Below are 26,978 nucleotides of genomic sequence, written 5' to 3'. Positions count from 1 at the left end.
CCGCATTCGCCCTCGAGTCGTCCGCATTTCGGTCCGAGTCGTCCGCATCTGGCCGCGAGTCGTCCAGGTTTATTTTTCCATTGGTGAGTCGTCCGCTTTCGGCCTCGAGTCGTCCGCTTTTCGGTCCGAGCCGTCCGCATCTGGCCGTGAGTCGTCCAGGTTTATTTTTCCATTGGTGAGTCGTCCGGATTCGGCCTCGAGTCGTCCGCTTTTCGACCCGAGTCGTCCGCATCTGGCCGCGAGTCGTCCAGGTTTATTTTTCCATCGGTGAGTCGTCCGCTTTCGGCCTCGAGTCGTCCGCTTTTCGACCCGAGTCGTCCGGATTCGGCCGCGGGTCGTCCAGGTTTATTTTTCCACCGGCGGGCCCAGACAAAAAACGAAAAGCCGCCCCTTCGACGGGACGGCTTTTCAGGTTTATTCGTAATGATTGGTGACGACTTCGGCGCAACGGGCGCAGAGTTCCGGATGGTTCGGGTCTTCTCCGACTGTGCCGGGGACGGACCAGCAGCGGGCGCATTTTTCGCCGTCGGCTTTTTCGACGGTGACGCGGACAACGGAGCCCGTTGCCTCAGCCGGCGAATGTTCGAGGTTGCCGCCGACAGTGAATTTCGAGACGATGAAGAATTGGGCGAAGTCGATGTCGTTCGCCGCAAACTGTGCCTTCAGGTCTTCCGGCACATACAGCGTGATGGCGGCTTCAAGCGACTTTCCGATCGTCTTTTCGTTCCGTGCTTCTTCGAGCGCCTTCAGCACATCGTCGCGGACTTCCATGAGACGGCCGAAGCGTGCGAGGAGCGCCTCGTCTTCTTCCGTCGCAGTGCGGGCATCCGGCATGTCGGTGAGCTGGACGCTTTCTTCCTGTTCATGTTCGAGATAGCCCCACATTTCATCGGTCGTGTGCGGCAGGATCGGCGACATGAGCTTCAGGAGCGCGAGGAGCGTGTCGTACATGACCGTCTGCATCGCGCGTCGGTGCGGATGATTTGGCGCTTCGATGTACACGACGTCTTTGGCGATGTCGAGATAGAACGAGCTGAGGTCCGCCGTGCAGAAGTTGTTGACGGCACTGTAGACGGTCATGAACTCGTACCGGTCGTAGGCGCCGCGCACCGTCCCGATCAGTTTCTGGAGCTTGAGGTCCATGAACTGGTCGACCGGACGCAAATCTTCAAACGCCACACGGTCCTTCGCAGGATCGAAGTCGAACAGGTTCCCGTGCAGGAAGCGGAGCGTATTGCGGATCTTCCGGTACACTTCGGACACTTGCTTGAAGATGCTGTCGGCCACGTGGACGTCGGCCGTATAGTCGGCGGACGACACCCAGAGGCGCAGGATGTCGGCGCCCATCTGGTCCATCACTTTCGCCGGCACGATGACGTTGCCGAGCGACTTGCTCATCTTGCGCCCTTCCCCGTCGAGCGTGAAGCCGTGGCTCAGGATGCTCTTGTACGGTGCGCGACCGCAGACGGCCACACTCGTCGTGAGGGACGAGTTGAACCAGCCGCGGTACTGGTCGGATCCTTCAAGATACAGGTCGGCCGGATAAACGAGATCGTTGCGTTCCACGAGAACCCCCTGATGGGTGGAGCCGGAGTCGAACCAGACGTCCATGATGTCGGTCTCCTTCGTGAACTTGCCGTTCGGGCTGCCCGGATGGGAAAAGCCTTCAGGCAGCAGATCCTTCGCCTCGCGCTCGAACCAGATGTTCGAGCCGTGCTCCCGGAACAGTTCCTGGATATGGGAGATCGTTTCGTCGGTGATGACCGGCTCCCCGTTTTCTGCATAGAACACCGGAATCGGGACGCCCCATGCGCGCTGGCGGGAGATGCACCAGTCGCCGCGGTCCCGGACCATGTTGAACAGCCGCGTTTCTCCCCAGGACGGCGTGAATGTCGTCTCGCGGATCGCCTTCAGCAGATCGTCGCGGAACGATTCGATCGATGCGAACCACTGGGCCGTTGCGCGGAAGATGACCGGTTTCTTCGAGCGCCAGTCGTGCGGATACGAGTGGGTGATGAATTCAAGCGCCAGCAGCGCGCCTTCTTCATCGAGCTTCTCGGTGATCGGCTTGTTCGCCTCGTCGTAGAAGAGCCCTGCAAAGCCCGGTGCCTCCTCGGTCATATATCCTTTGTCGTCGACCGGGCAGAGGACGTCCAGGCCGTTCGCCTTGCCGACCCGGAAGTCGTCTTCCCCGTGGCCCGGCGCCGTGTGGACACAGCCGGTACCGGCATCGATCGTAACGTGGTCGCCGAGAATGACGAGCGAGTCGCGGCCGTAGATCGGATGTGCTGCAACGATGTGCTCAAGCTCTGCGCCTTTCAGTTCGCGGACCGTCTCGTAATCCGTCCAGCCGATCTTGCCGGCAACCTGCTCCACGAGATCTTTTGCGACGACATACGTCTCGTTGCCGGCCTTCACGACAGAGTAGATGAATTCTGGATGGACCGAGATGCCGAGGTTCGCCGGAATCGTCCATGGAGTGGTCGTCCAGATGACGAATTTCGTCCCGTTGTCCAGCACGTCTTTTCCGTCCTTGACGGGGAACGCCACATAGATGGACGGGGAGCGCTTATCCTTGTATTCGATCTCGGCTTCCGCGAGCGCGGATTCGCTCGACGGGGACCAGTAGACCGGTTTCTTCCCTTTGTAGATATAGCCTTTTTTCGCCATGTCCCCGAACACGCCGATCTGGCGGGCTTCGAACGCCGGCTTCAGCGTGATGTACGGATTATCCCAGTCACCGCGGACCCCGATGCGCTTGAACTGGCTGCGCTGGCGGTCGATCTGCTCGTAGGCATACTCTTCGCACAGCTTCCGGAACTCCGCAACCGACAGTTCTTTGCGCTTGACGCCTTTGTTGACGAGCGCCTGCTCGATCGGAAGGCCATGCGTATCCCAGCCCGGCACATACGGCGCGTGGTAGCCCGTCATGGAGCGGTGCCGCACGATGATGTCCTTCAGCACCTTGTTCAGCGCGTGGCCCATGTGCAGATCGCCGTTCGCATAAGGAGGCCCGTCATGGAGAATGAAGAACGGGCGGCCCTTCGTCCGTTCCTGGACTTTGCCGTAGATGTCCATCTCATTCCATTTCTCCTGCATTTTCGGTTCGTTCTTCGGCAGGTTTCCGCGCATCGGGAACTCTGTTTTCGGCATGAGCAGCGTGCTCTTGTAATCCATCATGTTTCCTCCTCTGAAATGAAAGGCCCGCATTGAAAAGGGGCCGTGCATCTGTTGATTCATCCAAGAAAATAGAAAAAGGCCCCCGTCCACAAAGGGACGGGGAGCCTAGCCCGCGTTACCACCCTCATTGCGCCATGCTGATGCATGCCGCCTCTCGGACACCGTAACGGGGTGCACCGGGAATGCGTACTCGGTTCCGCATTCCGGCTCCGGAGGGATGTTCATGAACGGCATCCGCACCGGGCTCTCACCTCCCCCGGTTCGCTTTGGCATCCGCCGATCCTACTGTCTCCGTCATCGCCATTTTTCAAAAAGTCAATTCCATTTCGCTTGCCGTTATTATAATGAATACGCGGCTCGCGGTCAAGGACCGGTCACTGTTCTTCCTGCTCGAACTTTTCGAGCTCGGACGTATCGACTTCATGTCCCATCAGATAATCCCAGTCGTCCGTCTGGATGAGTTCAAGCTGCGCCTCGACGAGCATCCGGAAACGGTTGCGGAATACTTTGGACTGCTTTTTCAGCTCTTCGATCTCGATGGCGATCCGCCGCGCCTTGGACAGGGCGTCATTCACGATCCGGTCGGCGTTCTTCTCTGCTTCCTTCACGATGAGCTTCGCTTCCTTCTGCGAATTCCGGCGAACTTCCTCGGCCGCTTCCTGGGCGATGAGGATCGAGGACTGTAGCGTGTTCTCGATTGTCGTGAAATGAGTCACGCGCTCCTTCTCGGACGACAGCTGCGCCTCGAGCTTCTTGCCCTTATCCAGGGCCGCTTCGTAGTCCTTCATCACCTGCTCGAGGAAATCGTTCACCTCATCCTCGTCGTACCCGCGGAATGAACGGCCGAACTCTTTGTTATGTATGTCAAGCGGTGTCAGAGCCATTGCGCTGCATCTCCCCTTTTACAATTCTCTATTAGTGCCTATTATACATGCCGCCGGCTCCCGTGACACGGTTATTTCGAAAATTCCGGTCCGGCTGTTCAGACGAGCCGGCCGATTTCAAGGCGGATGCGCCCTTTCCTCGTCGTGCCCTCGATCTCGCCGATCCGGATCCGGCCGTGGCCGCGGACGGACAGCAGGTCGGCGTCGGACAGTTCAAATGAGGCGGATTCCCTGAGGACATGGTTCACCTTCACTTTTTTTGAGCTGATGAGCGCGGCGGATTTCTGTCTGGATATGTTGAGCACGGCGGCGAGCACCGCATCAAGCCGGAGCGAGGCGGCCGTCACGATCTGCTCTTCCCATTTTTCCGTGTTCTGCAGGAAGAGCTCGGGATCCTTCAGTTCGGAAACGGTCACCTTCGACTTGCCGACCGCCGTGAAATTAGCGATGAGATAGTCATGCAGCCCGGCATCCGCCGCAAACTGGACCGTCCCGTCCCCGACCCGGATATCACCAAACCGGGAGCGGTCGATGCCGAGCCCCGTCAGCGAACCGAGCACATCGCGATGGCCGATCTCGACGAACTTGGCCGGATAGCGGATGGCCATCACGGCGATTTCAAAATCCTCCTCGGTCCGTTCATAATAAGAAGGCGCGATCAGCAGGCGGCACCGCTCCGCTTCCGGCAGTCCGCCGTCTTCTTCAATGATCAGATCGCGTCCGCCGGCAATCGCCCGAACGATGAATCGCTGGCGCGGATCCAGAAAGCCCGTCAGCTTCGGCGCATACCGGTCTTCCACTTCCGCCACCCAGCCCGCTGCCGCATCGAGGAACGGCTGCTCATCCTTCCTGAAATGCTGTTCAATCCCCTTGTCCATGGCCTGATTCCTCCATCATTTGTAAGCAGATCTTGCCTCATATAAGGCGAAACGTTGTGGATCTAGGGAGAAACGTTGTGTATCTCCGCCGAAACGTTGTGTATCTTCGCCAAAACGTTGTGTATCTCCACTGAAACGTTAATTATCTAGGGTGAGACGTTAATTACCTGAGCTGAGACGTTAATTAGCCAACGCGAAACGTTAATTAGCCCTCTATTCAGTACCCGAACTCCACTCCCTGCCATCCCTCACTTCGAATAAAGAACGACACCCAACCCCATAATAGCAAAAAATCCCCACGAAACGTGGGGAGGGTCCTCAAAACATGTAAAACACGTTGATCAGGCCCTTGGCAATCAGGTTCAGGGCGATCAGCGCCACAATCGGCGAGATGTCGATCATGCCGATCGGCGGAATGAACCGGCGGAAAAATCCGAGGTACGGTTCACAGATGCTGGCCAGAATCCGCCCGATCGATGTTTCCCTCGTGCTCGGCACCCAGGACATCAGCACATAGATGATGAGCAGAACCGAGTAGATTTGAATCACATTAAGCAGCAAGCCTATCATAGCGTTTCATCGCATCCCATCATTCGAATTCATTATACAGATAGTCGGAGATCTCTCCGGAGAGCTCGACATTGTCCGGGACGCAAAGGAAAATATCCGTTCCGATCCGCTGGATGTCGCCGCCGAGCGCATAGACCGTCCCGCTCAGGAAGTCGATGATGCGCACGCCCTGGCCGTGATCGATCCGCTGGAGGTTGACGACGACCGTCCGGCGGTTTTTCAGATGTTCGGCCACATCCTGCGCCTCGGCGTACACACGGGGTTCCGCGAGAATCATCTTCGAGGATTTTTTGATGCTCTGCNTGAATCGCTGGCGCGGATCCAGAAAGCCCGTCAGCTTCGGCGCATACCGGTCTTCCACTTCCGCCACCCAGCCCGCTGCCGCATCGAGGAACGGCTGCTCATCCTTCCTGAAATGCTGTTCAATCCCCTTGTCCATGGCCTGATTCCTCCATCATTTGTAAGCAGATCTTGCCTCATATAAGGCGAAACGTTGTGGATCTAGGGAGAAACGTTGTGTATCTCCGCCGAAACGTTGTGTATCTTCGCCAAAACGTTGTGTATCTCCACTGAAACGTTAATTATCTAGGGTGAGACGTTAATTACCTGAGCTGAGACGTTAATTAGCCAACGCGAAACGTTAATTAGCCCTCTATTCAGTACCCGAACTCCACTCCCTGCCATCCCTCACTTCGAATAAAGAACGACACCCAACCCCATAATAGCAAAAAATCCCCACGAAACGTGGGGAGGGTCCTCAAAACATGTAAAACACGTTGATCAGGCCCTTGGCAATCAGGTTCAGGGCGATCAGCGCCACAATCGGCGAGATGTCGATCATGCCGATCGGCGGAATGAACCGGCGGAAAAATCCGAGGTACGGTTCACAGATGCTGGCCAGAATCCGCCCGATCGATGTTTCCCTCGTGCTCGGCACCCAGGACATCAGCACATAGATGATGAGCAGAACCGAGTAGATTTGAATCACATTAAGCAGCAAGCCTATCATAGCGTTTCATCGCATCCCATCATTCGAATTCATTATACAGATAGTCGGAGATCTCTCCGGAGAGCTCGACATTGTCCGGGACGCAAAGGAAAATATCCGTTCCGATCCGCTGGATGTCGCCGCCGAGCGCATAGACCGTCCCGCTCAGGAAGTCGATGATGCGCACGCCCTGGCCGTGATCGATCCGCTGGAGGTTGACGACGACCGTCCGGCGGTTTTTCAGATGTTCGGCCACATCCTGCGCCTCGGCGTACACACGGGGTTCCGCGAGAATCATCTTCGAGGATTTTTTGATGCTCTGCAGGCTGACGACCGCCGGACCGGAACCGCTGTCCGGCTGACGACGCTCCGCAGGCTGGCGGCGGTCCTTCTGGCGCCATTCCTGCTCCTGTGCCGGGCGCTTCTGCTCGACCGGGCGCACCGGGCGTCCTTCCCGGGCCTGCCGGGGTTCCGCATTCATTTCTTCGTCTTCTTCGAGGTAAAAGAAATTCTTGAACTTGTCCTTGAAGCTCATGGTCTCTCCCCGCTTTCGTAGCCGACGATCGCTGTGCCGATGCGGACGTGCGTCGCCCCCTCTTCCACCGCGATGCCGAAGTCGTTTGACATTCCCATTGAAAGTTCCGTGCAAGGCGCGTGCGGAAGGTCCAGGGCCGAAATCCGGTCCCGCAGTTCACGCAGGCCGCGGAACGTCCGCCGGATCACCTCTTCGTCATTCGTGTTCGGAGCCATGGTCATGAGGCCGACGACCCGGATTTTATCGTGGTCGGCAAGAGACCGGACGAAAGGCTCCGTCTCTTCCGGAATGACGCCCGCTTTCGAATCTTCCCCCGAAACGTTCACCTGGACGAAGCAGTCGACCGGGTGATCTGCGCGTTTCTGGATCTCCCTGGCCAGGCTGCCCCTGTCGAGCGAGTGGATCATGTCAACCCGGTTGACTATGTCTTTCACCCGGCGGCTCTGGAGGTTGCCGATAAAATGCCAGCGGGCGGCATCGCCGATCGCGGGCTGTTTTTCATCGAGCCCTTCCTTTCGGTTCTCGCCGAGGTCCGGGATGCCGGCGGCGAGCACTTCCTCCGCACGTTTCGTGCCGACGGACTTCGTGACGGCGATGATGGTGACCTCTTCCGGATTTCGGTCCGATCGCCCGCAGGCAAGTTGAATCGATTCTTTTATATGCTTCAGCCGTTCTTCTACAGTAGACAATTTGATTCCCACTTTTCTCTATGTTACTCCACCCATTGTATCAAGGCCCCGCCTGTATTTCAATTAAGATTCAATCTTTCGGGGCGGCATCATCGATCAGGACGACGTCTTTGCCGATGACGAGAATCCGGTTCACCGGAATTTTCACAGGAGTTTCCCCGCTTCCGAAAAACTTGAGCTTTTCCATGCCGCCGACATGAAAGAGCTCGATCGTCCCGTCTTCGGTCGAAATGGTGGCATCCACCGCGTAGCCGAGCTGGCGTCCCTTGCCCGCCTCGATGAATTCCTTTTTCTGCAGATCGGAAAATTTCAACGTCATTCCCCCTTCGTCCATCTTATGCCCGGAAAAACAAAAAAACGCAGGGGATCCCTGCGCTCAAGTCATTCTCTTTTTCACTGTTTCCCCTGTTCCGAGCGTCTCCCGGATAAGGGTGATCGCATGCTTCTCCAGCCTGGAGATCTGGGCCTGTGAAATGCCGAGATCCTTGGCGATTTCCGTCTGGGTCTCACCGTAGTAATATCTGCGGGAAAGGATTTTCTGCTGGCGGGTGTCCAGCTTCTGGACGGTTTCCTTGATCGACACGTAGGACAGCCATCGCTCCTCGGTCACGAGCGTGTCCTGCAGCTGGTCCATCATGCACACCGGATCTCCTCCGTCGTGGTGGATCGGTTCATGAAGCGACAGCGGATCCTGGATGGCATCCAGCGCGAACAGGATGTCTTCGGACGGGATATCGGTCATCCTGGCAAGATCCTCGAGTGTCGGTTCCTTCAGGTTTTCATGGACAAACTGTTCCTTTGCCTTCATCGCTTTGTAGGCGATGTCCCGCAGCGAACGGGACACGCGCACCGCATGGTGATCCCGCAGGTGCCTCCGGATTTCGCCGATGATCATCGGCACCGCATAAGTCGAAAAGCGCACATTGTGCTTGAGGTCGAAGTTATCGATCGATTTGAGCAAGCCGATGCAGCCGACCTGGAACAGGTCGTCCGCCTGCTCGCCGCGGTAGGCGAACCGCTGGACGATGCTCAGGACAAGACGCAGATTCCCGATGACCAGTTCCTCTTTCGCAGACAGATCCCCGGACTGGAGGCGGACGAATGTTTCTCTCATGTGTTCATGGGTCAGCAGCGGAAGTGTGGACGTATCGATTCCGCAAATCTCCACTTTCGTGTTGGACATCTCTCATCATCCTCCGGACTTTTCTCTGTTTCCATACAGTCTGTCCCCGGAGGATGGTCCTATTCTGGAGCGGGCCCGCCAATTTCAGCCATCACGTCACCGGATGGTTGAGCAGCCCTCTCAAGTCATTGATGATTTTCTTTTCAAGCCGTGAAATATAAGACTGGGAAATGCCGAGCTGATCGGCCACTTCCTTCTGGGTCATCTCTTCCTGCCCGGACAAGGCAAACCGGCATTCCATGATGTACCGTTCGCGCTCATCGAGTCTTGAAATCGCTTCGACAACGTGCTGGCGCTCGATCTTCTTTTCAACATCCCCGGTAATAATATCTTCATCCGTGCCGAGAATATCGGAAAGCAGGAGTTCATTGCCGTCCGCATCCGAATTGAGCGGTTCATCGAACGAGACTTCTGATTTCATCCGGCTCGTTTTCCTGAGATGCATGAGAATTTCATTTTCAATGCACCGGGAGGCGTACGTGGCGAGCTTGATCTTCTTTTCCGGATCGAATGTCTCGATCGCCTTAATGAGGCCGATCGCCCCGATGCTGATCAGATCTTCGATGTGGGTGTTCGTGTTCTCGAAGCGGCGGGCGATGTAGACGACGAGCCGGAGATTCTTTTCGATCAGCCGGTCGCGCGCCGCCCGGTCGCCTTCCATGAACAGCCGGAGTGTCTCCGCTTCCTCTTCCTTCGTGAGCGGGACCGGGAGGGATTCATGGCCTCCGATATAGTATGTTCCGTCTTTCTTCAAAGAATCCAGGAGCACTGCAAGCCACTTTTTCAAGCCGTTCAGCATTTGCCTATCCCCTTTCGTGTTTTTTAATGGACGTCCGGTGGAGAATGGCATCCGCGCCGAGCGGATACTCCGCATCCCCCGCCGTCAGGACGAAATAGCCCCGGATCTCCCCTCCGTCTTCCGTAAAATCCCACTTCCCGATCTTGAAGCCGACGGCCCATTCGGAACCGCCGACCGTCGTGATCCGGACGGGCCGCAGCCGGCGGCGGTACTCTTCGGGGATGCGCCGGAGATCCGGCATGTCCCCCGGCTTCTGGCTTGCAAGCGCTGTCATGAGCCCGTCCGGCAGATGGTTCCGGACCGCCCGAAGAGAAATGAAATGGACCGGTTCCCCGGAAAGCGGCTCCGTGCATCCGTTGCCCGAGTCCGCGAATGTGGTGAGCGGGACGGCCGAGCCAAACAGATGGAGGACCGTGTCCGCCCGGAAGGAAGCCGAGACGGCATCCTCTTCCGCACCGCTCCAGCGGCGCTCAAGAAGCCGGAGCCCGCCCATGGCCATTNGGGCCCGCCAATTTCAGCCATCACGTCACCGGATGGTTGAGCAGCCCTCTCAAGTCATTGATGATTTTCTTTTCAAGCCGTGAAATATAAGACTGGGAAATGCCGAGCTGATCGGCCACTTCCTTCTGGGTCATCTCTTCCTGCCCGGACAAGGCAAACCGGCATTCCATGATGTACCGTTCGCGCTCATCGAGTCTTGAAATCGCTTCGACAACGTGCTGGCGCTCGATCTTCTTTTCAACATCCCCGGTAATAATATCTTCATCCGTGCCGAGAATATCGGAAAGCAGGAGTTCATTGCCGTCCGCATCCGAATTGAGCGGTTCATCGAACGAGACTTCTGATTTCATCCGGCTCGTTTTCCTGAGATGCATGAGAATTTCATTTTCAATGCACCGGGAGGCGTACGTGGCGAGCTTGATCTTCTTTTCCGGATCGAATGTCTCGATCGCCTTAATGAGGCCGATCGCCCCGATGCTGATCAGATCTTCGATGTGGGTGTTCGTGTTCTCGAAGCGGCGGGCGATGTAGACGACGAGCCGGAGATTCTTTTCGATCAGCCGGTCGCGCGCCGCCCGGTCGCCTTCCATGAACAGCCGGAGTGTCTCCGCTTCCTCTTCCTTCGTGAGCGGGACCGGGAGGGATTCATGGCCTCCGATATAGTATGTTCCGTCTTTCTTCAAAGAATCCAGGAGCACTGCAAGCCACTTTTTCAAGCCGTTCAGCATTTGCCTATCCCCTTTCGTGTTTTTTAATGGACGTCCGGTGGAGAATGGCATCCGCGCCGAGCGGATACTCCGCATCCCCCGCCGTCAGGACGAAATAGCCCCGGATCTCCCCTCCGTCTTCCGTAAAATCCCACTTCCCGATCTTGAAGCCGACGGCCCATTCGGAACCGCCGACCGTCGTGATCCGGACGGGCCGCAGCCGGCGGCGGTACTCTTCGGGGATGCGCCGGAGATCCGGCATGTCCCCCGGCTTCTGGCTTGCAAGCGCTGTCATGAGCCCGTCCGGCAGATGGTTCCGGACCGCCCGAAGAGAAATGAAATGGACCGGTTCCCCGGAAAGCGGCTCCGTGCATCCGTTGCCCGAGTCCGCGAATGTGGTGAGCGGGACGGCCGAGCCAAACAGATGGAGGACCGTGTCCGCCCGGAAGGAAGCCGAGACGGCATCCTCTTCCGCACCGCTCCAGCGGCGCTCAAGAAGCCGGAGCCCGCCCATGGCCATTCCGCAAGACAGCATGGCGGCGACAGCGCCCGGGATCCCGAGGCCGCCCGGTGAAAGCACCGTCAGCAGCCCTCCGGCGAACAGCGCGGCGACGATCGTCGCACCCGCCCCTTTCCAGAGGGCGTTCCGGTTGGCGCCGAACGCGGCGAGTGCCATGACGGCAAACGCACCCGCCACAATCACGGGATTCGCGCCGAGCAGGACGACGGGCAGCGCACCCGCAAGTGCGGCAAACAGGATCCTCGGTCTTCTGCATGGTCGCTTCGAAACTTTTCCGGCAAATGAAAGGAGTACATAATTGAATGCCGAGTTGACGGCAATGGCGACTTCCCCGTACACCGCATCCCCTCCCTTGTCCCAAATTTAGCATGTCCGGACGGCGCGAATTGTCATAACCCGCGGAAGAACTGGGCAAATCTTCCGACCCGACCCGACAAAAAAACACCCGGAACGCGTGATGCGTTCCGGGTGTTCGGGTGTTCAGTTATCTTCTCCGGCGATTGCGGAGGAATGTCGGGATANGCGGTTCATCGAACGAGACTTCTGATTTCATCCGGCTCGTTTTCCTGAGATGCATGAGAATTTCATTTTCAATGCACCGGGAGGCGTACGTGGCGAGCTTGATCTTCTTTTCCGGATCGAATGTCTCGATCGCCTTAATGAGGCCGATCGCCCCGATGCTGATCAGATCTTCGATGTGGGTGTTCGTGTTCTCGAAGCGGCGGGCGATGTAGACGACGAGCCGGAGATTCTTTTCGATCAGCCGGTCGCGCGCCGCCCGGTCGCCTTCCATGAACAGCCGGAGTGTCTCCGCTTCCTCTTCCTTCGTGAGCGGGACCGGGAGGGATTCATGGCCTCCGATATAGTATGTTCCGTCTTTCTTCAAAGAATCCAGGAGCACTGCAAGCCACTTTTTCAAGCCGTTCAGCATTTGCCTATCCCCTTTCGTGTTTTTTAATGGACGTCCGGTGGAGAATGGCATCCGCGCCGAGCGGATACTCCGCATCCCCCGCCGTCAGGACGAAATAGCCCCGGATCTCCCCTCCGTCTTCCGTAAAATCCCACTTCCCGATCTTGAAGCCGACGGCCCATTCGGAACCGCCGACCGTCGTGATCCGGACGGGCCGCAGCCGGCGGCGGTACTCTTCGGGGATGCGCCGGAGATCCGGCATGTCCCCCGGCTTCTGGCTTGCAAGCGCTGTCATGAGCCCGTCCGGCAGATGGTTCCGGACCGCCCGAAGAGAAATGAAATGGACCGGTTCCCCGGAAAGCGGCTCCGTGCATCCGTTGCCCGAGTCCGCGAATGTGGTGAGCGGGACGGCCGAGCCAAACAGATGGAGGACCGTGTCCGCCCGGAAGGAAGCCGAGACGGCATCCTCTTCCGCACCGCTCCAGCGGCGCTCAAGAAGCCGGAGCCCGCCCATGGCCATTCCGCAAGACAGCATGGCGGCGACAGCGCCCGGGATCCCGAGGCCGCCCGGTGAAAGCACCGTCAGCAGCCCTCCGGCGAACAGCGCGGCGACGATCGTCGCACCCGCCCCTTTCCAGAGGGCGTTCCGGTTGGCGCCGAACGCGGCGAGTGCCATGACGGCAAACGCACCCGCCACAATCACGGGATTCGCGCCGAGCAGGACGACGGGCAGCGCACCCGCAAGTGCGGCAAACAGGATCCTCGGTCTTCTGCATGGTCGCTTCGAAACTTTTCCGGCAAATGAAAGGAGTACATAATTGAATGCCGAGTTGACGGCAATGGCGACTTCCCCGTACACCGCATCCCCTCCCTTGTCCCAAATTTAGCATGTCCGGACGGCGCGAATTGTCATAACCCGCGGAAGAACTGGGCAAATCTTCCGACCCGACCCGACAAAAAAACACCCGGAACGCGTGATGCGTTCCGGGTGTTCGGGTGTTCAGTTATCTTCTCCGGCGATTGCGGAGGAATGTCGGGATATCCAGTGCGTCTTCTTGGTGCTGCTGTTGCTGGCGCGGTGCCGGCTCCTGACGGAACTGGCCGTGGTCTTCGCGGCGCTCGCGCTCACGTTCGTTGCGGACCGGCGCCTGTTGCTGCTGGCGGGGTTCCGGCTGCGGAGCCGCCTGTTGGCGCGAGGAGCCGAAGCCGCCCCTTGTCGGCCGCTGGACCCCGAGCTGCTCTTCGGTGAAGCCGGTTGCGATGACCGTCACGACAATCTCATCTTTCAGGTTATCGTTGATGACCGAGCCGAAGATCATGTTCACTTCTTCGTCGGAAGCGGAAGCCACGATGTCCGCAGCTTCCTGGACTTCGAACAGGCTTAGGTTCGAGCCGCCCGTGATATTCATGAGGACACCTTTCGCGCCGTCGATCGACGTTTCGAGAAGCGGGCTCGAAATGGCCTTCTTTGCTGCTTCGGCCGCGCGGTTTTCGCCTGATGAGATACCAATCCCCATTAGAGCCGAGCCTTTGTTCTGCATGATCGTCTTCACGTCCGCGAAGTCGAGGTTGATGAGTCCCGGAACGGCGATGAGGTCCGAGATGCCCGACACCCCCTGACGGAGGACATTGTCCGCTTCGCGGAACGCCTCGAGCATCGGTGTGTTCTTGTCGACGATCTCAAGGAGACGGTCGTTCGGGATGACGATGAGGGTGTCGACGGACTCCTTCATCGCCGCGATTCCGCCGATCGCCTGGGTCGCGCGCTTGCGCCCCTCGAATGTGAACGGGCGTGTGACGACGCCGACCGTCAGCGCACCGAGGTCTTTCGCCACTTGGGCGATGACAGGCGCTGCACCTGTGCCGGTCCCGCCGCCCATGCCGGCCGTCACGAAGACCATGTCGGCTCCGCGGAGGGCTTCTTCGATCTGCTCCTTGCTTTCTTCGGCAGCTTTTTTCCCGACTTCGGGATTGGCGCCGGCACCGAGGCCGCGTGTCAGCTTTTCGCCGATCTGGAGCTTCACTTCAGCTTCGGACAGCTTAAGGGCCTGGGCGTCCGTGTTGACGGCGATGAATTCAACGCCCTGGACGCCATGCTCGATCATTCTGTTTACCGCATTATTTCCGCCGCCGCCGACGCCGATGACCTTGATGACGGCGAGCGCATCGATGTTCGTATCAAATTCCAGCATGCTTTCTCCTCCTATGGGTATACGGATGACCGCGATTATTCGAAGAATTTGTCAAAGATTTTCTTCATCCGGTCGACGACCTTTTCCTGGCCTTCCCGGCCGCGTTCGGCTTTTTTCCTTTTGACAGGGGGGGCCGCCGCTGCGGGTTCCATCGTTTCACCGAACGGCGATTCTCCGCGGTTGCCGAAAAACTCATCTTCCATTTTGGCATACCGGATGAGCCCGACGGCCGTGGAATAACCCGGTTCGCGGACTCCGATGAATTCAGGGACATACACCCGCACGCGGGTCTGCAGCACTTCCCTGGCGAGCTGCGGAACGCCTTCGAGCTTCGAGACGCCGCCCGTCAGGACGACCCCTCCCGGGAGATCCCGGATGCCGGACTGGTACAGCTCGTCCAGCACCATCTCGAACAGTTCTTCAAGGCGGACGCCGATGATCTCAGAGATGTACTTCTGGCTGTATTGGTCTTTCGTATCGACGCCTGCAACCGGGACTTCGAACAGCTCGTCCTCGGATGCGTCATCGTAGTAGGCATGGCCATACTGGTGCTTGATCTGTTCGGCCTGCCCGGTCGTCGTCTTCAGGATGATCGACAGGTCTTTCGTAATATGATCTCCGCCGATCGGGAGGGCACTGGCGGAAACGAGGCGGCCGTCACCGAAGACGGCGATCGTCGTCGACCCGCCCCCGATGTCTATGTACGCCGTTCCGTGGCTCTTTTCATCTTCACTGAGGGCAAAATAGCCGGCAGCGAGAGGCTGAAGATAAATCTCCCGGATCTGGAGGCCCGCCCGTTCCACGCAGCGGAGAATATTGTGGAGCAGTGTCTTTGAAGTGGTGGCCAGGGTTGCGTCCATTTCAAGACGGACGCCGATCATGCCGCGCGGGTCCTTGATCTCGTCGAGGTCGTCGACGATGAACTGCTGCGGGATGATGTTGACAAGTTCCCGCTCCGCAGGAATCATCACTTCTGCCGAATGCATGACCCGGTCCAGGTCATCATCCGTGATTTCACGGTTTTCGCTGTTCACCGCCACGACACCCTTCACCTGCTGGAGCATGGCCTGGTTGGCGGGAATGCCGAGGACGACCTCGCGGATCGACATCCCGATCATCCGTTCCGCCTGTTCCACCGCCTTCTTGATTGACTGGACAGTGGCATCAATATCTACAATGGCACCTTTTCTGATGCCTTCCGATTTTACATTTCCGACTCCGATTACGTGCAGCGAGCGATCCGTCATCTCCCCGATCAGCACTTTAACGGAGGAAGAACCGATGTCCAATGACACATACATATCGGTTTGACTCAACGGATGGCACCTCCTTCTGATCCTCTTAAACATCATTCTATTTCATTATCAGTTCAATGTTAAGTATATTCGTTAATTAAGCCTAAATTCCTTCACTTTCTGCCATCAGCGGGACGTTTAGGCGGACGTTCCTCCCATCTTTCCGGATAGGGTGCCGGATGGCCGCGATGTTTTGGAACAGCCTCGCACCGGACAGAAAAATGGCGGCCGGGGGCAAAAATCGATTCCCGTCTCCCGGGCGGGCGGGCCGGCATAGCGGCGGGGAAGCCGGGAAGGAGGCCGCGTTGATCGGACCGCTGCATCTTATGTACGGTTGCGGGCGGATTCCCCGCCCGTTGGAAGAGATGGCCTTTTCCCTTGGATTTTCCGGGAAACTGAACGATCCACGGACATGGTCACACTTTGTCCATAAAGCCGCAGTCGCAGCGTCACTCTTCCTCCCCTCCGCCGTCCTCTTCCCCTTCCGTTTCAGGGGCCGCCCCGTCGCCGTATACTTCTTCATACGGCCGGAAATAAAGGCCGACTTCGAGATCGATGACGCCTTTCCCCTCATCGGTCAGCTGAGAGACGATCGACGGATAATACTCCATCTTTTCCGCGAATCCCGGGATGATCCCCCTCACTTCATAGCCGTCGGTCATGTAGGCGGTAATCGCATCCGGGTCTTCTTCCGACGTTCTCTTGATCTCTGAAATCAGGGTCCGGATGCCGCCGGGAAGGGCTTCCAGCTCTCCGACCATCTTTTCCATCGTCTTCTCGTCACTGAAGCCGGAGAGGATCGGTGCCGGCACCGGTTCTGCGGCAGGCTTCCCGAACACCTCGCCGTTGGACAGGACGGGATGGAACCGGCCTTCCTGCTCGATGAGCGCGGCGGGGACCCATTCATTCACCTTGATGACGACCGACCGGAGGCCTGTCCTTTCCACCGCCGCCTCCTCGACGCCCTGGACAGAAGAGACGGAGCCGGCAGCTTCGAATCGCCGGAATCCCCAAAGGGCGTCGCCGACAGAAATGCCGGAGGCTCGTACATAATCTTCCTTGCTGTTCAGCAGGGCCCCTTCCACCCGGACTTCATCGACCTTGCTGAGTGGGGACTGGAAGTACAGCAGCACGGCGAGCACCAGGAGGAACAGGATGAGGAGGAAGATGAATTTCCGGTTCGTCCTCCTCTTCCTCTTCTCCCTGAGCGAGGGGATCCGTTCTTCGATATCGATCACTTTGTCCAACGCTGGGCCTCCTTTCAGCCTTTCCCCCCTCCCAAGGCGAACCGGAGGATCAGGGCGGCCGCAATCCACGCGGCGAGCAGGGATGAACCGCCGTAGCTAATGAACGGCAGCGTGACGCCGGTCACCGGGAGAAGCCCCGAGACGACGCCGATGTTAAGGAATGATTGAAACCCGAGCATGGCGGCCATCCCGGAGATCATGTAGAACGAAAGCGGATCTCGCTGGCGGGCAGCCAGTCCGATGGCGGAGGCCGCAAGCAGGAAGAACAGCAGAATCACGGCGGCAGCCCCGATGAACCCTGTTTCTTCCGCAATGACGGCGAAGATGAAGTCATTCTGGGGCTCGGGCAGATACAGATACTTCTGGCGGCTCTGCCCGTATCCGAAGCCGGTGAGCCCCGCAGGCCCCGTCGCCAGGAGCGACTGGATCGCCTGGAAACCGGTCCCGAGCGGGTCGCTCCACGGATCCAGATAGGCCTTGATCCGGTCGAGCCGGTATGGCGCCGCGGCGATCAGTCCGGCAATCCCGAGCGCCCCCGCCCCCGCCAGTCCGAAGAAGAACTTCAGCGGATAGCCGCCGACGAGGAGAACCGCAAATGCCGCAACGACCATGATCATCATCGACCCGAAGTCCGGCTGCAGCATGATGAGCGCGGCGGGAAGCAGGATGACGACGAAGTGGCCCGCCTTGAATGCCCTCCGGCCACGGGACTCCGCCAGCATCGAAGAAAGTTTGCCGATGACCGCGATCTTGGCGAATTCCGCGGGCTGCAGGCTGAACGGGCCGAGGGCGATCCAGCTCTGCGATCCGTTCCTGACGGCACCGATGCCCGGAATGAGCACGGCGGCCAGCAGCAGGACCGCTGCGATGTAGACGGCGGTCCAGAGCCGTTTGTTCCCGATCCGGCGTGTTTTCATGATGAAGGCGGCGACGATGGCCGACACGGCCAGATAAACGCCCTGCTTGACCGCGAACGGCAGTGAATCACCGTAATGGATCTCCCCCCAGTAGGAACCGGCGGAGTGGACGAATGCGATGCCGAGGAGACTCAGTGCGGCAGCGCATATGAAGAAGATGCCAACAAGCCTCTTTTCCAGTGCATGCATCCTTCCTTGATGTTGATCTGACGCGTTTACAGTTTCCGGACAGCCTCGATGAATCGGTCGCCCCGCACTTCAAAGCTCGGGTATTGGTCCCAGCTGGCGCAGGCCGGGGACAGCAGGACGGTGTCCCCTTCCGCAGACACCTCCGACGCGATCCGGACGGCGTCCTCGATCGTCCCCGCATCATGGATATCCGCGACGCCGCAGGAACGGGCGAATTCCCCGAAGCGGCGGGCCGTTTCTCCGAAGAAGACCGCCGAGGAGACCCGGCCCATGAACGGCCGGAGCTCTTCGAACGAGTGCCCGCGGTCAAGCCCTCCCGCAAGCAGGCAAATCGGACCCGGGAACGCCTCCAGCGCACTTTTTGTGGCGAGTGTGTTCGTCGCTTTCGAATCATTGAAGAACCGGCGTTTTTGCCATTCCCTCACGAACTGGGTCCGGTGGCGGACCCCGGCGAACGAAGACAGCACGTCCCGGATCGCTTCGACGGGGCAGCCGGAGAGAATCGCGGCGGCAGTGGCGGCGAGGGCATTTTCCAGGTTATGGCGGCCGGGCAGGACAATTTCATCCCGCCCGAACAGCCTCTCCCCGAGCCAGTAGACGGCTTCCCCGTCGGCACTGATCCCCTGTTCCGAGCGGCCGGCGAGCGTGAACGGGACTTTCTTTGCAACGGAACGCTCCGCAAAGCGGCTGACCGCTTCCTGGTCCGCATTGTAGATGAAGAAATCATCGGGACCCTGGTTTTTCGTAATGCGGAACTTCGCCTCTCCGTACTCCTCCATCGTCCCGTGGTAATCGATGTGGGCTTCATACAGATTCGTCCAGATGGCGATTTTCGGCCGGAATGCTTCCGTGCCCATGAGCTGGAAAGAAGACAGTTCGATGACGACCGGCTGGTCGGGCGCGGCCTCCGCCGCAACCGTGCAGGCGGGCGTGCCGATGTTTCCTGCGATGAGCGGATTTTTCCCGCCCATGTGCAGCATGTGGTGCAGGAGCGTCGTGGTCGTCGTCTTGCCGTTCGAACCGGTGATGCCGATGAACGGCGCCTCGCTGACGAGCCAGGCAAGTTCCACTTCGGTCCATACCGGAATCCCGGCGCTGATCGCCCGGGAGACGACCGGATGGTCATACCGGATGCCGGGATTTTTGAAGACATAGTCGAATCCTCTGCCGAGAAGATCATCCGGATGACTGCCGAGGATGACCTCGACCCCGAGCCCGCGGAGCGGAGCCTCTTCCGGATCTTCATTCCTGGCGTCATTGACGGTCACTTCGGCACCGAGCGAGAAGAGGAGGCGAGCCGCCGCCGAGCCGCTTTTTGCGAGTCCGAGCACGAGCACCCGCTTCCCTTTGAACATTTCGGTTTTTTTCATCTTAGAGCACCTCCGGCAGGACGGAAATCAGCGCAGCGGCGAGCGCGGCGGACCAGAACACGATGACGACTTTCCATTCGGACCAACCGGAAAGCTCAAAGTGGTGATGGATCGGACTCATTTTGAAAATCCGCTTGCCCGTCGTCTTGAAGGAAGCGACCTGCAAGATCACAGACAGCGTCTCGATCACGAAGATGATGCCGATGACGAGAAGAAGCAGCTCCTGCTTCATCAGGACCGACAACATGGCGAGTGCGCCGCCGAGGGCGAGCGAACCCGTATCGCCCATGAAGATCTTCGCAGGATTGGCATTGAACATGAGGAATCCGAGCAATGCCCCGGTGATCGTGAAGGCGACGAGCGCCAGGTCTTCCTGCCCGTACACGAGACCGAGCACGCCGAACGCGGCGAAGGCGATGGAGGATGTCCCCGCGACGAGGCCGTCCAGTCCGTCGGTCAGGTTCACGGCGTTGGAAAAGCCGACAAGCCAGAAGATCAGGAACAGGACGTAAAACGCTCCCAGGTCGATCTCAAAGGACGTGAACGGCAGGCCGATGGTCGTCTCGAAAGGTCCGAGCCTCAGCAACAGATAGGAAACGACCGCGATGGCGATCTGGCCGATCAGCTTCTGCAGGGAAGTCAGGCCGAGATTGCGCTTCAGGACGACCTTGATAAAGTCGTCGAGGAAGCCGATCAGGCCGAACCCGGCAAGGACGATGAGCAGGACGATCGTCTGCGTGGTCAGCAGGCGGTAAGCAAAGCCGAGAATCAGCGAAGTCACGATGATGGCCGCGATGAAGATCAGGCCGCCCATCGTCGGGGTTCCTGCCTTCTTCAGGTGGGCTTTCGGCCCTTCCTCCCGGATGCTCTGCCCGAATTTCAGACGGCGGAGCATCGGAATGAGCGGAAAAGCGAGCAGCGCGGTCAAGATGAACGCGACTGCGATGATCGTGATCGTTGTGGCGAGTGTCATGATAGAAATCTCCTTTGAAACGAATGCCCGTCAGAAGGCATATCAATCATTCATTTTTCTTATTGGCAGGGCCGGCATAAAGATGGATCGTGCCCGACTCTTCCATCAGGGAACCGGGTGCCGGAAGCTGCCGGATCACCCGGCCTTCGGCAGGGCCGTTCCATTCGATCTTGATCGTATGGAACATCTGCATGAGCTCATCGCGTTCCTTGCCGGTCAGGTCGGGTACCCGGATCTGGACCGGGTCTCCCCAGCGGTATTCCCGCTCGAGCTGTCCATCCCTCGGCTTGATGTTCCGCAGCGGGGCGATGTCCGAGATGATCCGGCCGACCATCGGCGCAGAAATGACCCCGCCGAACTGGACTTCATTTTTCGGTCCGTCCACCGCGACATACACGAGGATGTCCGGATCGTCCGCCGGCGCGAAGCCTATGAAAGAGACGATATAGTCACCGTCCTTATAGCGGCCGTCCTCGACTTTCTGGGCGGTCCCGGTCTTCCCGCCGACCCTCAGCCCGTCCGTGAACGCGTTGCGCCCCGAACCGTTGGCGACGACGGACTCAAGCGCTTCCCGGACCTGCTTGGAAGTCTCCTCGCTGATCACGCGGCGCTTTTCGACCGGTTCATTGCGCTCGATCTCTTTCCCGGTTTCCGGATCCAGGATGCGCTTGACGATGTAAGGCTGCATGAGCCGGCCGCCGTTCACCGCCGCCGCAACGGCCTGGGCCTGCTGGATCGGCGTCACGGAGATCCCCTGTCCGAACGAGGTCGTTGCATGCTCGACGGGCCCGTAGGCTTCAGGGGAAAACAGAATCCCCGACGCCTCCCCCGCAATGCCGCTTCCGGTCGTCGCTCCGAAGCCGAATTCACGGATATAGGATGTGAGCTTCTCGGGGCCGACGCGCCGTCCGAGCTCGATGAACCCCGGGTTGCAGGAATTCTCGACGACTTCGAGGAATGTCTGGGATCCGTGGCCTTCACGTTTCCAGCAGCGCAGCCGGGCCCCGCCGACCGTCGTATGCCCCGGATCGAAGAAAGAATCGTCATGGAGGTCCACGACCCCTTCCTCGAGCGCCGACGCCAATGTGATGATCTTGAACGTGGAGCCCGGCTCAAACGTCATCCATACCGGCAAGTTCCTATTATAAATCGATGGATCGGCAGATGCATAGTCGGATGGGTCAAAATTGGGGGCTGAAGCGAGCGCCAATATTTCCCCGGTGTCCGGAACCATCACGATGGCGAGCGCCTGGTCGGCCTCGTACTTCATCATTGCCTGGCTCAGTTCCCGCTCCACGATCTCCTGGATGCGCAGATCAATCGTCAGTTCGACATCGGCGCCCGCCTTCCCGCCGATCCAGCCGTCGCCGACGTGCGGAAGCGGGTTCCCCCGTGCATCCGTATACATCCGGATCTTCTCGCCGGAGCCGGACAGGAAGCGGTCATATTCATATTCGATCCCGGCCAGGCCCTGGTTGTCGTAGCCTGTGAAGCCGACGAGCCTCGACAGCATCTCCCCGTATGGATAATCACGGATATAATCGACGCCGGTGTAAAGGCCGGGAATGCCGAGCCTGCCGATTTCGACCGCCGTTTCATACGGGATGTTCTTTCCTTCGGGGGCGAGTTTGACGATCGACGCCCGTTTTGACATCAATTCCTCCAGGCGGTCCTTGTCCGCCCCGATCATCGGCGCGAGCCGTGAAGCCGCCGCCGGGATGTCCCGGTTCTGTGAAGGCATGAAATACAGGGTCGGCGCGACCCGGTTGCCGATGATCTTCTTGCCGTGGCGGTCTTTGATCTCCCCGCGCACGCCGGCGAACGGCAGCTCCCGGTCCCAGTTCTCCATCGCCTTCCCGGTGAGTTCCGGATTGCGGATGATCTGCACCTGAAAAACTTTCAAGACGAGTGCGGCGAACAGCGCGGCGAGGATGAGGAAGGCCAGCCGGAGCCTTTTCCTCATCCGGGTTTCGATGAAGCGGCGCACAATTTCCCACCTTGTGTTTTTCTTTCAGCGTATGAGTCCCGGGCGGGCGCTATTCGGGGTCAGTCAAGCGGGTACTCGTCCTCCGGCTCCGCGTCTTCATCGGATGGAGCCTGCTGCTGCTGTTCCGGGCTTTCAAACTTGACGACTACCGGCGAGCCCTCGTCCGGTGCGGAACCCGGTGACGCGCTCTGGGAAACGGCAAAGCCTTCGCCGTGGATTTCGATTGTCAATCCGGACAGCGAGGCGAATGCGAGCACCGACCGCTTCGACCAGCCGGTGAAGTCCGGCAGTGCAGCCTGTCCGTCCGTCTTCAGGATGACCGTGCCGCCGGGAAGGACCGACGCCCCCGCTTCCGGAAACTGGCCGAGCACTTCATTGCCGTCTCCGATGACCGCAACGGCGATTCCTTCGGCTTCCAGTTCTCCCGCAACGGATCCGGCGGCCTTCCCTCCGAAATCGGAGAGCTTGACCGGCTGTGCGGTTTCGTGTTCTTCATCCGGCTTGATATTGAGGTGCTTCAGGCTGTTCTCCATGACCGGCTTGAAAATCTTGGACACCGGGATCGCGCCGTACTCGCCGGCCGGGATCTTCGGCCGGTGGACATTCACATAGACGATCAACTGCGGATCATCTGCCGGCGCCATGCCGAGGAAGCCATACAGCAGGTTGTTCGTCCCGTGGAGGAACCCTCCTCTGCCGTTCGGGATCTGGGCCGTCGCCGTCTTCCCGGCGACGGAATAATCACCCAGCTCGAACGGACGGCCGGTCCCGTGTTCGGATGTGACGGTCGATTCCATCACTTCCAGCACCGTCCTCGCCGTTTCGGGGGAGATCGGGTTTCCTTTCTCCTCCGGTTCTCCTTCACGCAGCACTTTGCCGGTGTTCGGGTCTTTGATTTCATCGATGACGTACGGTTTCATCATCGTTCCCCCGTTGGCGATCGCCGTGGCGGCCTGCACCATCTGGATCGGCGTGACGGTGGAACCTTGCCCGTAGGAAGTCGTGAGCCGTTCGATCGGACCGATGTCATTGACGATGCCCGGCGCTTCTCCCGGAAGATCGATGCCGGTCGGCTGACCGAACCCGAAGTCTTTCAGATGGCCGATGAACGCTTCGCCGCCCATCTTTTCGAGCAGATAGGCCATCGAGACGTTGGACGAGCGCTGGAAGCCCTCGAGGAAGCTGATGTAGCCCCAGCCGGCTTTCTTGTGGTCATTGATCGTCGTGCCGTAGAGCGTATAGCTGCCTGACTTGTAGAAGTCGTTCGGTGCCCAGGCCCCCTCTTCGATCGCCGAGGCGAGCGTGAAGATCTTCATAGTCGAGCCCGGCTCGATCGTATACTGGACCGCCTCGTTCAGCCAGTTGGAAGACAGCCCTTCCCTCGTCTCCGGGTTGAACGACGGACGCTGGCTCATGGCGAGGATTTCACCTGTTTTCGGATCCGCGACGACGACCGACATCCGCTCCGGAGAGTACTCGGCCTGAACGCGGTTCATCGCGTCCTCGACGAAATTCTGGATCGTCTTGTCGAGCGTCAGCCGGATGTTCGATCCATTGACGGCCGGCGTCACTTTTTCTTCCGAGCCCGGGAGAAGGAATCCCCAAGTGTCGCTCTCATACTGCATCTTTCCGTCCTTGCCGGTGAGCAGATCATCGAACGTCTTCTCGAGCCCCATCTGGCCGACTGTCTTCGTCGAGCCGTCATCCTGCTTCTCCTTCTGGGCAAAACCGATCAGATGGGAGGCGAACATGCCGTTCGGATAAAACCGTTTTTTGTCCTTGATGAACTGGATGCCCGGAAGTTCGAGCTCCTGGATCTTTCTCATCGTGTCATGGCTCAGGTTCCTCCCGGCAGATCCGAATTCGACCTGATAGACGTCCGGGTCGTCCTGACGGTCCAGCAGTTCCCGGATTTCCTGTTCCGGCATGTCGATATACTCCGCGAGTTCCCTGGCCGTTTTGTCCCGGTCCACGACATGGCGCATCTTCTTCTTGTCTTTGACGCCGTCGCTCGCCTTCTTGCTCAGGACCGCGACGAGCTTGTAGCTGAGCGTATCCTCCGCGATCGCTTCGCCGTCGCGGTCAAGGATCTGGCCCCGGTCAGCGCTCAGCACGTTCTGGCGTTCATATTTCGCCTGCGCCATCGCGGCAAGCGGCCGGCCTTCCACTTCACCGGTGATCTGGATAAACAGAAAACGTGCGAATAATAGAAAAAAGAGCCCTCCATAGACACAAAACATCAGGAAGGCTCCCCATTGGAAACGAAATCTTCTCTTCATTGCCCAGGCACGACCTTCACATTTTTTTCATTGAGAGTCAAACCAAGCTCCTGCGCCTTGCCCCAGATCCGCTCGTAGGTCGATTTCTCTCTCACTTGAATGGACAAATCCGTATTTTGTTTGGACGTTTCCGCGATATCCTGTTGGATGAGCTGGATTTCCTTGTTCGTCGCGTTGACCGACGACTGGGCCTGCAGCAGGAAAACAGCAAACATGGCAATGCCCGCGGCGAAGATGATGAACAGAATCTTTTCGCCTTTCGTGAAGATCTTTCTTCTTCTGGAGGGTTGGACGTCCGGCTCTGATTCCGGAAGTCTCGGGATCTCGGGTTCCTGTATGTATGCATAATCAAACTTGCGTGCTTCAAGCCCCATTCGTCTGGTCCCCCTTGCTTTTTTGGATGGTTACATTCTCATTTTATGTCTTTTTCTTTGTCTGCTGTGATGGATCGCCCGGACTCCCTGTCCGGCATGCCGTCTTATTTCTTTTCGGCGATGCGGAGTTTGGCGGAGTGGGAGCGTTTGTTGACGGCAAGTTCTTCTTCTGACGGGAGGATCGGTTTCCGGGTGATGAGCTTGAGTTCCGGCTCCATGCCTTCCGGGATGACCGGGAGGTTCGGCGGAAGGTCCGGAAGCGACGAGGCTTCCTTGAACATCGTCTTGACGAGCCGGTCCTCGAGCGAATGGAACGTGATGACGCTGATCCGTCCGCCGGGATTCAGAAGGCCGATTGCGTCGGAGATCGAGTCCTCGGCAGCTCCGAGTTCGTCGTTCACCGCGATGCGGATGGCCTGGAAGATCCGTTTGGCCGGATGGCCGCCGGTTCTCCGCGCCGCCGCCGGGATGCCGGCCTTGATCAGCTCGACGAGTTCGAAAGTCGTCTCGATCGGCCGGTCTTTCCGGGCCGTTTCAATCTTGCGTGCGACTTGCTTGGAGAATTTCTCCTCGCCGTAGCGGAAAAAGATTCTGACCAGGTCTTCGTACGGCCATTCGTTGATGACTTCGCGCGCCGTCAGTTCCGCGTCCGTATCCATCCGCATGTCGAGCGGCGCATCGAACCGGTAGCTGAATCCGCGCTCCGGCGTATCGAACTGCGGTGACGAGACGCCGAGATCGTAGAGGATCCCGTCGATTCCCGTGATGCCGAGTGCGTGGAGTTCCTGTTTCAGATAACGGAAGTTCTCCCGCACGAACGTGATTTTGTCCAGATGAGGGGCGAGCCGTCCTTCTGCGTGCCGGATGGCTTCCGGGTCCTGGTCGAAGCAGATGAGCCTGCCGCCTTCCCCGAGCTGTCCTGCAAGATATTCACTGTGGCCGCCGCCGCCGAGCGTGCAGTCCACATAGATGCCGTCCGGCCGGACATTCAGCCCGTCAACGGTCTCTTTCAGCATTACGGTCACGTGATCGAACAAGCCCGTCCCCTCTTTTCTCCATGGCTAAATATCAAAGTCAATCATGTTTTCCGCGATTTCGTTGAACGATTCCTCAGATTCCACAAAATATTCTTCCCAAGCCGCCTTTGACCAGATTTCCATCCGGCTCGAGACGCCGAGGACGATGCAATCCTTCTCCAGCCCGGCGTAGCCGAGCAGACCCGCAGGTATATTGACGCGCCCCTGCTTGTCAAGCTCCACTTCCGTGGCCCCCGAGAAGAAAAACCGGGTGAATGCACGGGCATCCTTCTTGGTGACGGGAAGGGCTTTCAGTTTTTCCTCGAGCCGCTTCCACTCGTCCATGGGATAGGCAAACAGGCACTGGTCCAGTCCGCGGGTGACGACGAAGCCGCCCTCCAAATGGTCTCTGAACTTGGCCGGGATGATGATGCGGCCTTTTGAATCAACCGTATGCTGGTATTCACCCATGAACATGCGATTCACCCCACATCGTAAAACTAATGTACCACATCCCCCCACTTTCCTCCACCCGTTTTTGAAATCTTTTTGCCCCGTCTCAATAAACACACCGCGTCACGACGGCTTTTGAGACAATCCGCCCCGTTCCGATGGAATTCGCCTTCGCCGGGCCCCCGCTCCCCACTCCCGCTTGTCCCCGGCCTTTTCGCGAGATGGAAGAGTTGGGCCCCGAGATGGAAGAGTTGCGGCCGGAGATGGAAGAGTTGCAGCGCGAAGTGGAAGAGTTGCGTCCGGCAGGCACACTCTTCCACAACAAAAAACCGGCCATCCCAA

Annotated in this window: 25 protein-coding genes, 2 pseudogenes and 1 other annotated feature; all 27 genes and pseudogenes read right to left on the bottom strand. The window is 58.7% G+C overall.

Going from position 1 to position 26,978, the window contains the following annotated elements:
• Positions 1-414: 414 nt before the first annotated feature.
• The 27 genes and pseudogenes from ileS to mraZ all read right to left on the bottom strand — a co-directional run bounded on the left by ileS (position 415) and on the right by mraZ (position 26,660).
• Positions 415-3,177, bottom strand: a complete 2,763-nt coding sequence (gene ileS, locus BN1189_RS10840) for an isoleucine--tRNA ligase (protein WP_040227980.1) — start codon at positions 3,175-3,177, stop codon at positions 415-417.
• Between the two features lie 92 nt (positions 3,178-3,269).
• Positions 3,270-3,487 (bottom strand) — a binding site (T-box leader).
• 67 nt (positions 3,488-3,554) lie between these two features.
• Positions 3,555-4,064 carry a DivIVA domain-containing protein gene (locus BN1189_RS10835; protein ID WP_040227978.1) on the bottom strand — a complete coding sequence of 170 codons (510 nt, stop codon included), beginning with the start codon at positions 4,062-4,064 and terminating at the stop codon, positions 3,555-3,557.
• Positions 4,065-4,162: 98 nt separating this feature from the next.
• Complete coding sequence (locus BN1189_RS10830; protein ID WP_040227975.1) at positions 4,163-4,942, bottom strand: YlmH family RNA-binding protein; 780 nt, start codon at positions 4,940-4,942, stop codon at positions 4,163-4,165.
• 318 nt (positions 4,943-5,260) lie between these two features.
• Positions 5,261-5,512, bottom strand: a complete 252-nt coding sequence (locus tag BN1189_RS10825) for a YggT family protein (RefSeq protein ID WP_040227974.1) — start codon at positions 5,510-5,512, stop codon at positions 5,261-5,263.
• Between the two features lie 19 nt (positions 5,513-5,531).
• A pseudogene (locus BN1189_RS10820) lies at positions 5,532-5,813 on the bottom strand (cell division protein SepF); the annotation flags it as partial.
• A gap of 456 nt (positions 5,814-6,269) precedes the next feature.
• Entirely contained in the window at positions 6,270-6,521 is a 252-nt protein-coding gene (locus BN1189_RS10815; protein WP_040227974.1) for a YggT family protein, read from the bottom strand.
• A 19-nt stretch (positions 6,522-6,540) separates the two neighbouring features.
• Entirely contained in the window at positions 6,541-7,035 is a 495-nt protein-coding gene (locus tag BN1189_RS10810) for a cell division protein SepF (RefSeq protein WP_040227973.1), read from the bottom strand.
• The gene (locus BN1189_RS10805; RefSeq protein ID WP_040227971.1) at positions 7,032-7,724 is read right to left on the bottom strand and encodes a YggS family pyridoxal phosphate-dependent enzyme; all 693 of its coding nucleotides are present in this window, start codon (positions 7,722-7,724) and stop codon (positions 7,032-7,034) included. The genes BN1189_RS10810 and BN1189_RS10805 overlap by 4 nt, the downstream gene beginning before the upstream one ends.
• A 70-nt stretch (positions 7,725-7,794) precedes the next feature.
• Positions 7,795-8,037 (bottom strand): PRC-barrel domain-containing protein, encoded by a 243-nt coding sequence (locus BN1189_RS10800; protein ID WP_040228006.1) that lies wholly within the window; start codon positions 8,035-8,037, stop codon positions 7,795-7,797.
• A gap of 63 nt (positions 8,038-8,100) precedes the next feature.
• Positions 8,101-8,907, bottom strand: coding sequence for an RNA polymerase sporulation sigma factor SigG (sigG, locus tag BN1189_RS10795; RefSeq protein WP_040227969.1), 807 nt, complete (start codon positions 8,905-8,907; stop codon positions 8,101-8,103).
• A 91-nt stretch (positions 8,908-8,998) separates the two neighbouring features.
• Positions 8,999-9,706 carry an RNA polymerase sporulation sigma factor SigE gene (gene sigE / locus BN1189_RS10790; RefSeq protein ID WP_040227966.1) on the bottom strand — a complete coding sequence of 236 codons (708 nt, stop codon included), beginning with the start codon at positions 9,704-9,706 and terminating at the stop codon, positions 8,999-9,001.
• A 4-nt stretch (positions 9,707-9,710) separates the two neighbouring features.
• On the bottom strand, positions 9,711-10,205 hold the full coding sequence (locus tag BN1189_RS10785; RefSeq protein WP_040227968.1) for a sigma-E processing peptidase SpoIIGA: 495 nt from the start codon (positions 10,203-10,205) through the stop codon (positions 9,711-9,713).
• 22 nt (positions 10,206-10,227) lie between these two features.
• The gene (sigE, locus tag BN1189_RS10780) at positions 10,228-10,935 is read right to left on the bottom strand and encodes an RNA polymerase sporulation sigma factor SigE (protein ID WP_040227966.1); all 708 of its coding nucleotides are present in this window, start codon (positions 10,933-10,935) and stop codon (positions 10,228-10,230) included.
• 4 nt (positions 10,936-10,939) lie between these two features.
• A complete protein-coding gene (locus tag BN1189_RS10775) occupies positions 10,940-11,773 on the bottom strand; it encodes a sigma-E processing peptidase SpoIIGA (protein ID WP_040227965.1) in 834 nt (277 codons plus the stop codon).
• 184 nt (positions 11,774-11,957) lie between these two features.
• A pseudogene (locus BN1189_RS10770) lies at positions 11,958-12,365 on the bottom strand (sigma-70 family RNA polymerase sigma factor); the annotation flags it as partial.
• A 4-nt stretch (positions 12,366-12,369) separates the two neighbouring features.
• Entirely contained in the window at positions 12,370-13,203 is an 834-nt protein-coding gene (locus BN1189_RS10765) for a sigma-E processing peptidase SpoIIGA (protein ID WP_040227965.1), read from the bottom strand.
• A 145-nt stretch (positions 13,204-13,348) separates the two neighbouring features.
• Positions 13,349-14,536 (bottom strand): cell division protein FtsZ, encoded by a 1,188-nt coding sequence (gene ftsZ / locus BN1189_RS10760; protein ID WP_040227964.1) that lies wholly within the window; start codon positions 14,534-14,536, stop codon positions 13,349-13,351.
• A gap of 35 nt (positions 14,537-14,571) precedes the next feature.
• Positions 14,572-15,852: a cell division protein FtsA gene (ftsA, locus tag BN1189_RS10755; protein ID WP_040227963.1), complete on the bottom strand. Its 1,281-nt coding sequence runs from the start codon at positions 15,850-15,852 to the stop codon at positions 14,572-14,574.
• Positions 15,853-16,280: 428 nt separating this feature from the next.
• On the bottom strand, positions 16,281-17,069 hold the full coding sequence (locus tag BN1189_RS10750) for a cell division protein FtsQ/DivIB (RefSeq protein ID WP_257125449.1): 789 nt from the start codon (positions 17,067-17,069) through the stop codon (positions 16,281-16,283).
• A gap of 23 nt (positions 17,070-17,092) precedes the next feature.
• Positions 17,093-18,184: an FtsW/RodA/SpoVE family cell cycle protein gene (locus BN1189_RS10745; RefSeq protein ID WP_052455816.1), complete on the bottom strand. Its 1,092-nt coding sequence runs from the start codon at positions 18,182-18,184 to the stop codon at positions 17,093-17,095.
• Between the two features lie 26 nt (positions 18,185-18,210).
• Positions 18,211-19,554: a UDP-N-acetylmuramoyl-L-alanine--D-glutamate ligase gene (gene murD / locus BN1189_RS10740; RefSeq protein WP_040227960.1), complete on the bottom strand. Its 1,344-nt coding sequence runs from the start codon at positions 19,552-19,554 to the stop codon at positions 18,211-18,213.
• A 1-nt stretch (position 19,555) separates the two neighbouring features.
• Positions 19,556-20,527 (bottom strand): phospho-N-acetylmuramoyl-pentapeptide-transferase, encoded by a 972-nt coding sequence (gene mraY, locus BN1189_RS10735; RefSeq protein ID WP_040227959.1) that lies wholly within the window; start codon positions 20,525-20,527, stop codon positions 19,556-19,558.
• A gap of 46 nt (positions 20,528-20,573) precedes the next feature.
• The gene (locus BN1189_RS10730) at positions 20,574-22,490 is read right to left on the bottom strand and encodes a penicillin-binding transpeptidase domain-containing protein (protein ID WP_040228001.1); all 1,917 of its coding nucleotides are present in this window, start codon (positions 22,488-22,490) and stop codon (positions 20,574-20,576) included.
• Positions 22,491-22,573: 83 nt separating this feature from the next.
• Complete coding sequence (locus BN1189_RS10725; RefSeq protein ID WP_257125415.1) at positions 22,574-24,754, bottom strand: penicillin-binding protein; 2,181 nt, start codon at positions 24,752-24,754, stop codon at positions 22,574-22,576.
• Positions 24,755-24,789: 35 nt separating this feature from the next.
• Positions 24,790-25,167 (bottom strand): cell division protein FtsL, encoded by a 378-nt coding sequence (ftsL, locus tag BN1189_RS10720; RefSeq protein WP_040227957.1) that lies wholly within the window; start codon positions 25,165-25,167, stop codon positions 24,790-24,792.
• Between the two features lie 104 nt (positions 25,168-25,271).
• Positions 25,272-26,204 carry a 16S rRNA (cytosine(1402)-N(4))-methyltransferase RsmH gene (gene rsmH / locus BN1189_RS10715; protein ID WP_040227956.1) on the bottom strand — a complete coding sequence of 311 codons (933 nt, stop codon included), beginning with the start codon at positions 26,202-26,204 and terminating at the stop codon, positions 25,272-25,274.
• Positions 26,205-26,228: 24 nt separating this feature from the next.
• Positions 26,229-26,660, bottom strand: coding sequence for a division/cell wall cluster transcriptional repressor MraZ (gene mraZ / locus BN1189_RS10710; protein WP_040227955.1), 432 nt, complete (start codon positions 26,658-26,660; stop codon positions 26,229-26,231).
• Positions 26,661-26,978: the final 318 nt, after the last annotated feature.

Origin of the sequence: Bhargavaea cecembensis, assembly GCF_000826125.2 — a bacterium.
Lineage (GTDB): Bacteria > Bacillota > Bacilli > Bacillales_A > Planococcaceae > Bhargavaea > Bhargavaea cecembensis_B.
Note: the sequence above shows the minus strand (reverse complement) of the source record. Positions and strands in the feature narration are given on the sequence as shown.